This is a genomic window from Streptomyces sp. NPDC032472 (genome assembly GCF_040636955.1).
GTDB lineage: Bacteria > Actinomycetota > Actinomycetes > Streptomycetales > Streptomycetaceae > Streptomyces.
Genome location: NZ_JBEZVK010000062.1, coordinates 1 through 14,044, shown reverse-complemented (window position 1 = coordinate 14,044; position 14,044 = coordinate 1). Strand labels below are relative to the sequence as shown.

The 14,044-nt window shown below is 72.0% G+C and carries 11 protein-coding genes; 7 read left to right on the top strand and 4 right to left on the bottom strand.

What is annotated here, in order from left to right; translation table 11 throughout:
• Positions 1-82: 82 nt before the first annotated feature.
• Entirely contained in the window at positions 83-997 is a 915-nt protein-coding gene (locus AB0F11_RS29945) for an ASCH domain-containing protein (protein ID WP_362180275.1), read from the bottom strand.
• A 169-nt stretch (positions 998-1,166) separates the two neighbouring features.
• Between AB0F11_RS29945 and AB0F11_RS29940 the strand changes: the two genes are divergently transcribed.
• On the top strand, positions 1,167-1,412 hold the full coding sequence (locus AB0F11_RS29940; RefSeq protein WP_362180273.1) for a hypothetical protein: 246 nt from the start codon (positions 1,167-1,169) through the stop codon (positions 1,410-1,412).
• A gap of 296 nt (positions 1,413-1,708) precedes the next feature.
• On the opposite strand, the gene AB0F11_RS29935 is transcribed toward AB0F11_RS29940, so the two are convergent.
• Positions 1,709-1,879, bottom strand: coding sequence for a hypothetical protein (locus AB0F11_RS29935; RefSeq protein ID WP_362180270.1), 171 nt, complete (start codon positions 1,877-1,879; stop codon positions 1,709-1,711).
• Between the two features lie 402 nt (positions 1,880-2,281).
• Between AB0F11_RS29935 and AB0F11_RS29930 the strand changes: the two genes are divergently transcribed.
• Positions 2,282-3,607, top strand: coding sequence for a hypothetical protein (locus tag AB0F11_RS29930; protein ID WP_362180267.1), 1,326 nt, complete (start codon positions 2,282-2,284; stop codon positions 3,605-3,607).
• A 22-nt stretch (positions 3,608-3,629) separates the two neighbouring features.
• On the opposite strand, the gene AB0F11_RS29925 is transcribed toward AB0F11_RS29930, so the two are convergent.
• Positions 3,630-6,500 (bottom strand): AAA family ATPase, encoded by a 2,871-nt coding sequence (locus tag AB0F11_RS29925; protein ID WP_362180264.1) that lies wholly within the window; start codon positions 6,498-6,500, stop codon positions 3,630-3,632.
• Between the two features lie 413 nt (positions 6,501-6,913).
• Between AB0F11_RS29925 and AB0F11_RS29920 the strand changes: the two genes are divergently transcribed.
• The 5 genes from AB0F11_RS29920 to AB0F11_RS29900 all read left to right on the top strand — a co-directional run bounded on the left by AB0F11_RS29920 (position 6,914) and on the right by AB0F11_RS29900 (position 12,498).
• A complete protein-coding gene (locus AB0F11_RS29920; protein WP_362180261.1) occupies positions 6,914-9,703 on the top strand; it encodes an AAA family ATPase in 2,790 nt (929 codons plus the stop codon).
• A gap of 208 nt (positions 9,704-9,911) precedes the next feature.
• Positions 9,912-10,979 (top strand): alpha/beta hydrolase, encoded by a 1,068-nt coding sequence (locus AB0F11_RS29915; protein WP_362180258.1) that lies wholly within the window; start codon positions 9,912-9,914, stop codon positions 10,977-10,979.
• A gap of 34 nt (positions 10,980-11,013) precedes the next feature.
• Positions 11,014-11,217: a hypothetical protein gene (locus AB0F11_RS29910; RefSeq protein ID WP_362180255.1), complete on the top strand. Its 204-nt coding sequence runs from the start codon at positions 11,014-11,016 to the stop codon at positions 11,215-11,217.
• A 179-nt stretch (positions 11,218-11,396) separates the two neighbouring features.
• Positions 11,397-12,245 (top strand): alpha/beta hydrolase, encoded by an 849-nt coding sequence (locus AB0F11_RS29905; RefSeq protein ID WP_362180252.1) that lies wholly within the window; start codon positions 11,397-11,399, stop codon positions 12,243-12,245.
• 127 nt (positions 12,246-12,372) lie between these two features.
• Positions 12,373-12,498 carry a hypothetical protein gene (locus AB0F11_RS29900; RefSeq protein WP_362180249.1) on the top strand — a complete coding sequence of 42 codons (126 nt, stop codon included), beginning with the start codon at positions 12,373-12,375 and terminating at the stop codon, positions 12,496-12,498.
• A 5-nt stretch (positions 12,499-12,503) separates the two neighbouring features.
• Here AB0F11_RS29900 and AB0F11_RS29895 read toward each other — a convergent pair.
• Positions 12,504-14,044 (bottom strand): helix-turn-helix transcriptional regulator (locus AB0F11_RS29895; RefSeq protein WP_362180246.1); only part of this gene is annotated, 1,541 nt, incomplete at its 5' end.

Here is a 14,044-nt window from a genome sequence, read left to right as displayed (position 1 = left end):
GCCGAAGGGTCACGGGATGATCTTGGTCTCCTGAGCGTTCCTCGTCACCTCACGGCCCAGCCGTCGTCGGCGCATCCGCGGCTCAAGCGGCGCCCTTCTCGTCGTTGGTCTGGAAGGTGATGACGTCGACTTCGTCGGTTCCCGCCAGATCTGGGTAGTGGCCCTTGAGGGCTTCCCGGAGTTCGGCTGCGGTCGTCAGCCCTTCAGCTTGGGCGTCCTGGTTGGTGAGGTCGCTGACCAGGCAGTGCCTGATGCCGGTCACCTCTGCCGACAGGACGACTTCCGGGTCGCTCTCGAATACCAGTCTTGCCGGGCCGAGCTGCGCCGGGTCCCGGAAGCGGGTGGTCTTGGTCTTGGCGCCGGAGCGGACGACGTCGAGGTAGCGGGGGTTGAACCGAATGATCGGGGGACCGGCCGTCTCGGGGTCTTGGTAGAGCGATGGGTCGAGACCGTTCATGCCCGCCTCCGGGGTCCATCGTTGAGCGAGCGGCATCAGGTCGGCGGCGAGCACGGACCTGAGCCCTGCGGGGGTGGGCACGATGACGCGCATGGTGGGGTAATAGTCCACGAAGACCTGCCGATCGCGCCCGCACGGGCCGATGACCCCGCGCCCGTGGTTTCCCACGGCGACAATGCAGCGCATATGGCGGGCGCCCTGGGCCCGCGCAGCTCCCAGAGCCACGAGTTCGGCGCAGGGCCCGCCGGTGAAGTGGTAGAGGTTCACGCCGGCGAACATCCGGTAGTCGGCGGCCATGACCGCGGCGCCCACCGTGTGGATCCCCTCTTCATCGGGCCCGGCGTCGGTATGCGCGTCTATGGTGCGGCGTGCCAGCTCCACGAGCTCACGCTCGTCATCATCGAGAGCTCGTGCGGATGACGGGACGTACACCTCTTCGCCCTTCCCTTCCTTCAGCAGTCGCCCAAGATCATTCCACGCCAGGCAGGCGGGCTCCACAGGATTTCGGCTCGCCCTGGCCGGACCCTTGGAGGAGAACATCGTCAGAGGCCGTCCGCTGGAAGGCGAAGCGCGCTGTCGTAGGGGCCGGGCGGGATGTGGAGGGTGGCGGTGTCGTGGTCGCCGAAGTGCAGCACGTTGTCTCTGGGGTGCGGGCTGAGCGCGGCGATGTCGTCGGGGCGCCTCGCTCGCCACCCTCGTGCCCGCCGCGGTGGCCCCGAACCTGGCCGTCGCGGACGGCGACTGCGGCATCGGCTACTGGCCCGACTCGGACTACGCGGGCGGTTGCGGCTGGACCATGTCGTCGGAGATCAACCGGAGCGGCGGCGGCTACGGCGACGCGTACAACATGGCGCAGGTCATCGTCGTGGGGACCCGACAGCCCGTCACCCGCCCATACCGTTCCCAGCGCGGAGCCGACTGGCCGTGGAGCACCAGACCATCACGTACATGGTGAGCACCGGCAGCTCCGTCGAGTTCGTGAATGTCACCGCTCCGACGTCCACCGTCTCCGGGGTCCCTTGCTGACGGCCACGCACCGACCGCGCACGGGCCGGTACGACGGGGTGCGACCCGCCGTACCGGCCTGTGCGCATGGTCTGGCCCGTACCCACGGTGCAGGCCGGCCGGAAGTCAACGGAGGCCGGCCGAGCGGCATCGGCTCCTGCGCGAGCAACGAGGCCAGCCGCAGGAACCCGCAGCGCCGGCGTCGCGGCCCGTTGCCGGCCCATGGCCGTCGGCTCAGCCCGGCGGTCAGGGCTCTTTGCCTGCCAGCACCCGGTCGGCCAGGTGGTGCGGGCACCTCTTGTCGTGCCAGGTGACCGTCAGGCGTCCTTCCCAGGCCTCGAGAGTGCGCACGGCACCGGCAGCGGGGCGCGCCTTGCAGTAGGAGCACATGACGGCCTGCGGCTGAAGAGCGTCCACCCCCGACCGCTCCTTCCTCATCGTCCTTGGAACACCTGCGCTGGGTTTACCTCTACCAGACGTGCCCACGGTCCGCATCAGCTTCTGCGCGGGGAACTTCGCGTACATCCGCGGCCGCCCGAGGGTTCCGGGGCCGCCGTCCGCCGAAACGACTGAAGGGTCCGAAGCAGGCGCAGCCGGTCGTCGAGTGTGAAGCGGCCGATGCCGAACGCGTGGGTCTGCTCAGGCGTGTCCGTCATCGTCGTACGGCACATGCGCCGTGCAAGGCCCCCACGCGCGGCGCGCAGAACGCGACGCCGAAGCGAAGGTGTAGGGGGTTCCCTCATGCTTCGGCCGGTCCGACACGGCACGCTGAACCGGGCAACAGGCTGCCTCGGCGGCGAACCGAACAGAAGGACACCCATGAGACGTCTCTCCGTAATCCGCAACGCAGGGCGCGCAGTGCTCGCGTCGGGAATCGTCGCGGTGCTGCTGCCGGGCGGCGTCGCGCATGCCACGGATGCCGGACCGGGGCCGGCAGGCACTGCACCGATCAGCAACGCCGCCGACGGTGCGCCGTCGATCTCCGCCGACGGCCGCTACGTGGCTTTCACTTCGCCGGCAAGGGATCTGGTGGCCGGCGACACCAACCGGGCGAGCGACGTGTTCGTGCGCGACCGGCAGACCGGCGTCATCACCAGGGTCAGCGTCGACTCCGCGGGCAACCAGGCCGACAACGCGAGCCGGAATCCGTCGATCTCCGCCGACGGCCGCTACGTCACGTTCGAGTCCTCCGCGACGAACCTGGTGGCCGGTGACACCAACCGCTACCGCGACACTTTCGTGCACGACCTGCAGACCGGTGAGACGACCAGGGTCAGCGTCGGAAGCCACGGCGAGCAGAGCGACAGCGAGAGTTTCCATCCGTCGATCTCCGCCGACGGCCGGTTCGTCGCGCTCGACTCTCCCGCGTCGAACCTGGTGCCCGGCGACACCAACGACCTCCACGATGTCTTCGTACGCGACCGGCAGACCGGTGAGACGACCAGGGCCAGCGTCGATTCGAACGGTCGCCAGGGCGACGGCATCAGCCAACTGCCGTCGATTTCGGCAGACGGGCGTTACGTCGCCTTCTCCTCCGGTGCGAAGACACTGTCCCTGTTCCCCGACAACAACCGAGCGGACGACGTGTTCGTGCACGATCAGCTGACCGGACGCACCGACCGGATCAGCGTCGGTCCCGACGGCAACGAAGGCAATTCCGCCAGTCGCACGGCGACCATCTCGGCCGACGGCCGCTACGTCGCGTTCGAATCCACGGCGTCGAATCTGGTGGCGGGCGACACCGGCGGTTCGATCGACACCGACATCTTCCTGTACGACCGGGTGACCCGGACGACGACGCAGGTGAACCTTGGCCCCGATGGCTTGAGCGACGGCGGAACCCCCGGCCAGGAGCGGCCGACGCTCTCCGCCGACGGCCGCTACATCGCGTTCGTGTCCGGCGAGGGCAAGCTGGTGACCGGCGACACCAACTCAAGCTGGGACGTGTTCGTGCGCGACCGGGTGACCGCCACCACGACCAGGGTCAGTGTCGCCCATGACGGCTCGCAGAGCGACGGGTACAGCTACAGCCCCTCGATTTCGGCCGACGGCCACCACGTCGCCTTCACGACCAGCGCGACGAACCTGGGCGGTGACGGCACCAGCCGGAAGCCCAACCTGTACGTACGAGACCTCGGCGAATGAGTTGTCGGCCGCCGTGGTGTCCTCAATCACGCGCCGCGGCGGCCCACAGGCCGGCCAGTGCAGCACGGCCGGAGACGCCGACCTTCGCGTAGACCCGGCCCAGGTGGACTTCGATGGTCTTGGGACTCAAATGCAGCCGGAGGCCGATGTCCCGGTTGGTCAGCCCGTCCGAGACCAGGTTGACGATCTCGACCTCACGGGCGGTCAAGTCGAGCCGCTCGGCTCCGCTTTCGGGCCGGGGGCCGCGCGCATTCAGGCGCCGCTCCTCGCGCGCGACCTGCGGCAGGAACAGTTGCGCGTCACACCGGGTGAACAACGCGCGGGCGGACACGAGGTGCGCGCGGGCCTGGTCGATCGCCCCGACGCGGCCGAACGCCGCCGCGGCGAGCAAGTGCGCCCGCCCGGCCTCCACGGCCACCCCGATCCGGCCGAACATGCCGGCAGCGGCGACAGCGAGCGGTGCGGCTGCCGCCGGATCCGTTGGCAGCGTGGCGATCGCGCGGGCCTGCTGGGCGATGGCGGTGCGCAGCGGAAGCTCGAGCTGACCGGCCGCGACCTCCGCTCGTCCGGCCCATGCCGCGGCCGCGGCAACCCGGCCGGCCGCGACCTCCGCCTCCGTGAGTATCAGGTACACCAATGGCCTGGTGCGGAGGCCCACCGCGGGCAGCTCGGCCCCACCGCCACTGGTGAGCAGCAGCTCGATGCACGCGTGCGGATCACCCGAGTGCAGCATTGCCTGCGCCAGCATCGCCTCGGCCTGTCCACTGCGCCAGGAACTCATGGCCGTCACCTGGTCGTCGGCGACGACGGCCTCCTTGCCCAGACGGACCGCCTCGGACAGGTCACCGCGCCAGGTGGTGATCCAGCACCCGAAGGTCAACGCCATGACGCGCAGCTCCTCGCTGCCGGTGAGTTCCGCCGACTCCAGGCTGTCGTCGAAGCAGGTCGTTGCCGCCGCCAGCTCGCCGAGGTAGGCATGCACCATGCCGCGGATCGTGGTCAGCAGCGCGATCTTGTGGGACTGTCTGCTCGCGCGAGCCAGTTGCAGGCCGCGGCTCATGTGCCGGCTTGCCGCCGTGAGCCGGTCGGCGGAGACTTCCGACCAGCTCAGCCAGAACGCCGCATCGATGTCGCGGACCAGGTCGCTGTCGGGCAGCGCGTCCAGGAGTACGGCCGCCTCGTCCAGCCGGTCTGCCCGCCGGTCAATAAGCGTTGCGGCCGACAACGCCGTCGCCAGCAGCATCGGATCCCCGACTTTCCGTGCGGCGGCGATCGCCTCGGCCACCCGGTCATGTCCGTGCTCGCGTTCGACACTTTCACCGGCAACGAGCGCGACGAGCAGGACGGCCGCCGAGTGGGCGTCGACACCTTCGACGCGTTTCCACTCGCTGTGCAGCATCGCCCTGGCCTCGGTGTAGCGCCCGAGGATCTGCTCCACCGTCGCACAGGCCCGCGCTGTCTGTGCCCGGATCTGGGTGAGTTCGGCCGGCAGGAGTCGAAGCACCTCGTGCATGGTTTCCCTGGCCTGCCGCAGGTCGCCCGTGGCGCCGAGTACCTGTGCCAGCCGGCCGAGCAGGATCAGGCGCTGCGGCGTGGCCGAATCCGAGTCGGGGAGCAACCGGATGGCCGCCCGCAGGAAGTGCCCGGCGGTCGCCGGCGTCGTGTGCATCGTCGCCTCGGCCGCCTCGGTGAGCGCCGCCACCGCCTCGAGGTCACCGCGGACGGCGGATCGCTCCACGTGCCGGGCGAACTCGGCCGGCGGCGCGCCCCGGCTCCGGAGCGCCGACGCGGCCCGGCGGTGTGCCTGGAGCCGCCAGCCGGGGCCGGCGTCCTGGTAGGCGACGCTGCGCACCAGCGGATGCCGGTACCGGAACCGGCCGGTCGCGCCGTCCAGCCGGACCAGGTCGCGCTCGGCGAGCCGGTCGAGCGCGGCGAGCACGGACCCGGCGTCCATTTCCGCCGTTTCGGCGAGCGAATCAGCCTCGAAGTCGTCACCCACGACGGCGGCGGCGTGCGCGACGACCCGTTCTTGCGGGGTCAACGCGGCCAACTCGGCGGCGAGCACCGCGTGGACCGCCACCGGGATCGCCCCGTCGGGGTGGAGCGCCGCATCACCCACGGCGATACCCCGCTCACCGGCCCGCGCCAGGGCTTCCAGGTAGAACGGGTTTCCTCCACTGGCCTGGTAGAGCTCTTCCCGCCGGGAACGGCCCAGACCTTCCGGCATGACGTGGCCGGCATCGGCTTGGCTCAGCGGCCCGAGTTCCAGCAGCTCGACCACGCCGTCGGTCGCGGCGCGGGACAGCGCGTGCCACAGCCGCAGCGACGTCTGCCGGGGCCTGCCTGCCAATGCCAAGAGCAGCCGCGCCTGGGGCGGGTGGCGCAAGAGGTGGTCGAGGAGCTCGACCGAACCCTCGTCCGCCCAGTGCAGATCGTCGAAGACGAGCACCAGCCCGGACGGCTCGGCAACCAGCTCCAGCAACGCCCGAACCGCCCGGTGTAGCCGGTAACGCTCCGCATCGACCAGGTCGGCGGGGCCGGCGGCGGAAATCGCCGGGAACACGGTCGCGAGAAGTGCGAGCTGCTGTTGCCCGAGGGGGGCGAGGCGCTCTGGACCCAGCTCGGCGAGCCGGTCGTCCAGCGCGTTGACGAACACACCGAACGGGATGTGGGACTCGAACTCCGCCCCGCGTGCGCTGCGGACCGTCCATCCTGCTGTGCCCGCGAGCTTGCCCAGCTCCGTCAGCAGCCGGCTCTTGCCGATCCCCGGCTCGCCGGTGATCGCGACGCACCAGCCGGCACCTTCGCCCGCCAGCATCGCGCGCAGGATCGCCACTTCGCGCGCCCGGCCGGGAAATCCGTCGACGGTCTCCCTTCTTGCTTCGTCAGTCATGCTGGCGTCGACTCACTTTCCCTCCGCGACCAGGCGATGGTATCGGCGCCCACTCGCCCTCGGCAGGCGGCCCAGCTGACCGTTCCGGGGTGGTGGCGTCGCCGGCTCCGCCCTGCCGTCTGTCGGCACTGGTGCCCCCGGCCCGGGTACGGGCCAGGGTTCGCCACCGGCTCGACGGGGCCGCCGCCGCGGGATCGTGATCAGCGGAGGCTGACCGGCATCCCTCGGGCGAAGGGGCTGACACGTGATGAGGGATCTGCCGGCGGCGGCACTGGGCCCTGGTTCGCCGTGGACGCGGTGCTGCCCGGTCCGGTGCGGCCCGCGTGCGGGACGCCGGTGCCGCAGCGGCGCGCGGCAACCCCTGTGTGCTGTGCCGCGCGGTGAGATCAGTACCAGGCACGGAGAGGATGCGCATGAAGTCGATCACCACGGCGATGGTGGGCCGCGAGGACGAACAGGCGGAGCTCGTGGCGTTCGTGAAGTCCGCCACGGGTCAGGCCCTCGTCCTGCGGGGGGAGGCCGGCGTCGGCAAGAGTTCGCTGCTCGGCCGCGCCGCGGCGCTGGCGGAGCAGGAGGGCCACCTCGTCATCCGGGCCGCCGGAGTCGAGGCGGAGTCCGCGCTGCCCTACGCCGGGCTGCACCAGTTCCTTCATCCGCTGCTCCCCGACCTCGCGGGGCCGGACGACGGGACCCGGGCGGTGTTCGACGCCCTGTTCGGCGGAGTGCAGGGCGGCCCGCCGTCGGTCATGGCGCTCGGCATCGCCGTGCTCAACCTGCTGTCCCGCTCCGCCGCTCGGCGGCCCCTGCTCATGGTCCTCGACGACGGGCAATGGCTTGACGACTCCAGTGCCGACGTCTGCGGCTTCGTGGGCCGACGCCTGGCCGGCAGCGCGGTGAAGCTGCTGGTCGCCGTCCGCACCGACATCACGTCGCGCTTCGACACCGCAGCACTGCCCGAACTGCCGATCGCCGCCCTCTCCGACGAGGACGCGGCACGCCTGCTGGACCACCGGTACCCGGACCTGGGCCGACGGCTGCGCCGCATCGTCCTGGAGCAGGCCCAGGGCAACCCGCTGGCCTTGCTGGAGCTGCCCGCCCACGTGGCCGACCGGTCCGGCGACCTTCCGGACGAAGACGTCATCGGTCAGCACGGCGTGCCACTGACCCGACGGCTGCAACGGCTGTTCGGCGCCCGCATCGCAGGGCTCGACGAGAAGGTGCGGGCCGAGCTGCTGATGGGCGCGCTCGACGGCGCCGGGGCCCCGAGCAGCGGCGCCGACGTCCCCGGCACGCGCTACGGCATGCGCGACTCCGACGCGGCAGTGGCCGCCGGGCTGCTGGATGTGGGGGCGGGCACCGGCGAGGTCGTCTTCCGCCACCCGCTCGTGCGTTCCGCCGTCGTGCAGATGGCCACTCCGAACCAGCGCCGCGCCGCCCATCTGGCTTTGGCGCAGGTGCACCGGGACAACCTCGAACGCCGGGCGACGCACCTGGCAGCGGCAACGGTCGATCCCGACGAGGAGGTCGCCGGCGTCCTGGAGGCGGCGGCGGAGTCCGCGACCCGGCGCGGCGGCGCGCTGGCGGCCGTGAACTGGCTGACCCGGGCCGCCGAGCTCAGCGAGAACCACACCGACCGGTCCCGGCGGCTGGCCGACGCCGCGTTCGTCGCCGGTCACGCCGCCCGCCTCGGGCAGGCGCACCAGCTGGTCCGAGCGGACCTCGCACCCGGTTCGACGCGGTCGCCGGCCTCGGTGCTGGCGACCGCTTACCAGGCCCTCTACCAGGACGGGGACGTCCGCTCCACCCACCGACAGGTTTCGGCGGCGATCGAAAGGCTGCGGGACGGCGGGACGGCCGCCAGCTCGACGGTCGGCAGAGCCGAACCCAAGGAGGTCCTCACCCGGCTGGTGACCCTCCTCCTGGCGATCAGTCAGTACAGGGGTGACTGCGCCGCCTGGGAGAGCACGCACGAACTCCTCGCCTCCTTGGGCGGCCTTGTCACCGAACGCGCGCGTCTCTACAGCGGGGCCTGGAGTGACGTGACCAGGTACGGGGCCGACTGGGCCGAGCCGGTACGGGAAGCCGCCGGGAGTCTGCCGGATCTGGAGCCCTGGGACGTCACGCGGTTAGGCGCAGCCGCCTACCACCTCGACGTCCTGAGCCTGTACCGCCCCCACCTGCAGCGCGTAGTGGACCGCGAACTGGAGACCGGGGCCGTGGCCACCGGCATGGTCATGCTGCACCTGATCATGCTCGACCAGATGGCGGTCGGCGAATGGGCCGAGGCCGAGAAGACCGGACAGCGCGGCCTGGACCTGGCGGCCGGGCACGGCCACAACCTGTTCGCCGTCCAGAGCCGGGCGTACCTGGCCCAGTTGGCCGCGCTGCGCGGGCAGGCGGGGCTGGCGCGGGACCTGCAGGCCGAGGTGGACGCCTGGGCCCGCCCACGCGGTCTGGGGTTCCTGACCCAGGTCGCCGACTCCGCCGGTGCGACCGCCGCGCTGAGCTCCGGCGACTACGAGGCGGCATACCTCTACGCCATCGGCATCACGCAGCCGGGGACGTTCCGGCCGTACGCGTACCAGGCCTCGCGTACGCTCCTCGATCTCGTCGAGGCCGCCCAGCACACCGGACGCGTCGAGCAGGCCCGGGCGCATGCCTTGGCCGCCCGCGACGCCGGTCTGCCGGCCGTGTCGCCGCGCCTGGGTCTGATCACCTACGGCGCGTTGGCGATGACCGCCGAAGACGAGCGGGAGGCTGCCGAGATGTTCGCGCGGGCCGCATCCCACCCGGATGCCGCCAGCTTCCCCTTCGAGCTGGCCCGGATCCGGCTTGCGCACGGCATTCGGGTGCGCCACGTCCAGGGCCGGTCGGCGGCGCGGCAACACCTGCTCCCGGCCGCCGAGGCGTTCGAGCGACTGGGGGCGGCCGGCTGGACGGAGAGGGCGCGGGCGGAACTGCGCGCGACCGGGACCCCGCCCCGCGCCTCGGCGTTGAACCTGGCGTCGCTGACCTGGCAGGAACGTCGCATTGCGGACCTGGCCGCGAGCGGCCTGACGAACAAGGAGATCGGCAAGCGGGTGCACCTGTCGCCGCGTACCGTCGGCTCACACCTGTACCGCGTCTTTCCCAAACTGGGCATCACGACCCGGGCGGCGCTGCGCGACGCACTCAGCCGGACCGAGGAGGCTTCGCATGCCTGACGCCGGCGGGCGGTCCGGTCAGGCCACTGCCCGGACGCCGTCGAGGATCGCCGGGCCGTAGCCCGCGGGAACAGTCGGATGACTGAACGCGCCAAGGCGGACGCGTCGTTCGGGGGTCTTCGAGTGTCTCGACGCCATGTGACTGATGCGTCCGACCGGTGGCCGAAGAAGAGTGGAGGAGCCAGCGAGCCTCCGGGGAGGAACAGGAATGATCAACAGGCGTGCATTCACCAAGGCGGTCGGTCTCGGGGTGGCCGCCACGGCCGTGTCGGCCGGCTCGTCATCGAACGCGCAGGCCGCGTCGGCGGCCGGATCCGACCGGCCCGGCCGCCCGGCCCCGGTCATCCCGGCCATCGCCCCGGGCACCCACACCGCCTTCACCGACCTGAAACGAGTCCGGGCCGGCGTGCTCGACATCGGCTACGCCGAGGCCGGGCCGAAGCACGGGCCCGTGGTCATCTGCCTACACGGCTGGCCCTACGACATCCACAGCTTCGTGGACGTGGCGCCGCTTCTCGCGGACGCCGGCTACCGGGTGATCGTGCCGTACCTGCGGGGACACGGCACCACCACCTTCGTATTGCCGACGACGGTCCGCAACGCGCAGCAGTCCGCGATCGCCGTCGACATCATCGCCCTGATGGACGCCCTGAAGATCCACAAGGCGGTGCTGGCCGGCTTCGACTGGGGTTCGCGGACCGCCGGCGTCATTGCGGCGCTGTGGCCGGAGCGGGTCAAGGCCCTGGTGCCGGTGAGCGGCTACCTCATCACCCACGTCCCTTCGCAGCGGCATCCGCTGCCGCCGAAGGCCGAGCACACCTGGTGGTACCAGTACTACTTCGCCACCGACCGCGGCCGCGCCGCCATGGAGACCAGGCAGAACCGGCACGACCTGTGCCGACTGGTGTGGGAGGAGGTCTCCCCGAGCTGGGACTTCGGCGACGCCGCCTTCGAGCGCACGGCCGCCGCGTTCGAGAACCCCGACTACGCCGCCATCGTGGTCCACAACTACCGCTGGCGCCTGGGCCTGGCCGACGGCGAGCGCCGCTACGACCGCCACGAGCAGCTGCTCGCGGCCCGGCCGGTCATCACGGTGCCGGCCATCACCCTGGACCCCGCGCTCGACCCGTTCCTGGCCTCGACCGACGGCACGGGGTACCGGAGGTTCTTCGCCGGCGCCTACGAGCACCGCGTGCTCCCCGACATCGGCCACAACGCGCCGCAGGAGGCGCCGACGGCGTTCGCCCAGGCAGTGGTGGACGCCGACCGTCTGTGACCCGCAAGGGCATCGACCACACGGAGGTGCGGAAGTGAACGATCCCGGCACGCACGAGGAAGCGGCGGAAGCGGCGGACATCCGAAAGGCCCGGTTCGGGTCGCTCCCGGACCGTGTCCCCTTCGAGGACATGGTCGAGGAGAGGGCGGCTGTGCCGAAGGACCGGGCGGTCGACGCCTACGACCCCGACCGTATGGGGGTGGTGTTCTCCTGTCTGGCGGTGGATCTGGGCCTGTGACCGCGTCGGAGGGCCCGGGACGGCGGGACGGCGCCCTCACCGGGGCCGTCTCCAGCCGGGACACCGGAAGAAGCCGGAAGCCTGCAGTCACATGACCGATGTGCGCGGGAGGAACCGAGACGACAGTGGGGACCGCTGCATCCCCTGCACCGTCCGGATCCCTTGGAGCGTGATCTTCCATGTCCAGCACTCAGAACGGCCGCAAGCGCCGGTACCTCGCCAGTGCCGCTGCCCTGGGCTCGGCAGCGGCCATCGGCGCGCTCGCCGTCGTCGGCCCCGCGAACGCCGCACCCCGGGACTCGGCTGCTGACCGGGCCCAGAAGCCGACCATCGTGCTGGAGCACGGCGCATTCGCCGACGGGTCCAGCTGGGACGGCGTCATCGCCAGGCTTCGCCACGACGGCTACCCGGTCGTGGCCGCCGCCAACCCGCTGCGCGGCCCGGCCTCCGACGCCGCCGCGCTGCGCAGCCTCGTCGACCACGTCAAGGGCCCCGTCGTACTCGTCGGCCACTCCTATGGCGGCTCGGTCATCAGCGAGGCCGCCGTCGGTGAACCGCGGGTCAGGGCCCTCGTCTACGTCGCCGCTTTCCTGCCCGCGCCGGGCGAGTCCGCGCTGCAGCTGACCGAACGGTTCCCCGGCTCCACCCTGTCCGCCGCGCTGGACCCGGTGCCCTTCACCCACGCCGACGGCGGCACCGGCACCGACCTGTACATCCGGCAGGACAGGTTCCGGGCCCAGTTCGCCGCCGACGTCCCGGCCGACCGGGCCGCTGCGGCGGCCGCGGCGCAGCGGCCGATCGCGCAGGCCGCGCTGACGGAGAAGGCCACCGCCGCCGCATGGGAGACCGTCCCCAGCTGGGACATCGTCACGACCCAGGACCTCAACATCCCGGCCGCGGCGCAGCGGTTCATGGCCGGGCGTGCCCGCGCCCACATCACCGAGGTGGCCGCCTCCCACTCCGTCGCGGTGTCCCACCCCGGCCTGGTTGCCGGAGTCATCGAGAAGGCCGCCCGCGCCACCCGCTGACCCGTCGTCAGACACGGGCCCCGAGGGCGCTCCGCTCGACGATCGCCGCCCGGTGCCGCTTCGCCATCCCGTTCACCCCGCCTGCGATCCAGCGTGTCGCTCCCCAGGCTTTCCTCAGGGTGCAGTCATGTCACACTCCCCGGTCGTCGTCTCCAACCTGTCGTTCGCCTGGCCGGACGACACCCCGGTCTTCCGGTGCCTCACCTTCGACCTCGAAGCCGACCGTGTCGGTCGCCGACCGGCAAGTGCGTGAGGCGGTCATCGTGCGCAGAGGGCGCCTTCGATCTCGCGGCGGGAGGAGATCGCCAACTTGGCGAAGACCTTGCGCAGGTGCCACTCGACCGTGCGAGGGCTGAGGAACAACTGCGCGCCGATCTCCGCGTTCGGACGCCCGGCGGCCGCGAGTCGGGCTATCTGGGCCTCCTGGGGGGTCAAGACTTGCGCGCCGAGGGTCCGTTTGCGGACGGTCTCCCCGGTGGCGAGCAGCTCGCGCCGGGCCCGCTCGGCGAACGCCTCCATGCCCATTGCCGCAGCCGCCTCGTGCGCCGCGCGCAGCTCGCTGCGGGCCTGGGCCCGCCGGTTCTGGCGGCGCAGCCACTCGCCGAACAGCAGGCGGGTCCGCGCCTCGAACGTGCCGAGCCCGCCCCGGCCGAAGTGGTCGACGGCCTCGCGGTAGCGGTCTTCGGCCTGCTCAGGTGCTCCGGTCAGGGCGTCGGCGACCGCCTGCGCACCGAGGGCCCAGGGCGTGCCGGCCCGGCCCCAGTCGACCAGCCGCTCGCGCGCCCGGGCCGCCACGGCCGGGTGGCCGGCCCGGGTCGCGGCCTCGACCAACTCGCTGCACGTCCAGAGGTGCACGACGAGGTCCTGGTACTCCGCGCCCCGGAGAGCCGCCTCCATGGCTAGCGGATAGTTGCCCAGGCCGTTGTGGAGCACGGCCCGTGCGCACGCCGCCATGCCGGTGAGCCGACCCAGGCCGCGCTGCTCGCCGTCCCTTTCCAGCGCCTCGATCAGTTCCAGGGCCGGTCGCTCCTGCCCCCGATACGCGCTGAGCAGGGTCGTCGTGACCATGCGCGTCGCCATGCCTGCGGCCTCCTCGACCGCCGCGGCCTCGGCCAGCAGGTCCCAGGCTTCGGAGAAGCGCCCCGCATAGCCCAGCGAGGCCGCACGGTAGGGCAGGGCCGTCGAGAGGATCGACAGCGTGCCCGTGGTCCGGGCGAAGCGGACCGCCCGGTCGGTGACGTCCAGCCAGGCCTGGAGATCGCCCAACTCCACGGCGGCGTTCGCGGCCGGCCACAGGACGGCCGGATCCTCACCGTCGGTGAGGGAGCGCAGTGCCCGCGCGAGCAGCGGGAATGCGGCGGCCGGCCCGTCCGTGGTCCACGTGACCAGGGCTCGGAGGAAGACTCCCGCCGTCTCGTCGCCGGGCGGCAGGTCGCGAGCCGCCTCGGCCACCCGCCGCAGTCCGCTCGCGTCGTGGCGGCCGGCCCAGATGGCCGCGCCGAACGCCGCGAGGTAGGTCTCCCGCGCGGCGGCCGGGTCGAGGCCTCTGAGCCGGCCTGCCGCGTCGAGCAACGGCTGCACCGCGCCGAGCCCCGGGTCGGTCATGGACGACGCCTTGGCCCGCAACCGGCTGGCGTTGGCCTTCTGCAGCGGGTCCAACGGCCCCAACTCCGCGGCGGCGAGCAGGTCGGGCACCCGCGCCGACACGCCCGCCGCGAGGTGGGCCGCTGCGGCTGCCAGGGCGCGCCGCGCCCGCTCCTTCGGGTCGGGGGTGAGTGCGGCGGCACGTTCCAGGAAGC

Excerpts from the sequence above, each read along its gene's own strand:
- AB0F11_RS29920 (WP_362180261.1), top strand. The coding sequence starts at position 6,914 with ATGAAGTCGATCACCACGGCGATGGTGGGCCGCGAGGACGAACAGGCG.
- AB0F11_RS29915 (WP_362180258.1), top strand. The coding sequence starts at position 9,912 with ATGATCAACAGGCGTGCATTCACCAAGGCGGTCGGTCTCGGGGTGGCC.
- AB0F11_RS29930 (WP_362180267.1), top strand. The coding sequence starts at position 2,282 with ATGAGACGTCTCTCCGTAATCCGCAACGCAGGGCGCGCAGTGCTCGCG.
- AB0F11_RS29925 (WP_362180264.1), bottom strand. The coding sequence starts at position 6,500 with ATGACTGACGAAGCAAGAAGGGAGACCGTCGACGGATTTCCCGGCCGG.
- AB0F11_RS29945 (WP_362180275.1), bottom strand. The coding sequence starts at position 997 with ATGTTCTCCTCCAAGGGTCCGGCCAGGGCGAGCCGAAATCCTGTGGAG.
- AB0F11_RS29905 (WP_362180252.1), top strand. The coding sequence starts at position 11,397 with ATGTCCAGCACTCAGAACGGCCGCAAGCGCCGGTACCTCGCCAGTGCC.
- AB0F11_RS29900 (WP_362180249.1), top strand. The coding sequence starts at position 12,373 with ATGTCACACTCCCCGGTCGTCGTCTCCAACCTGTCGTTCGCCTGGCCG.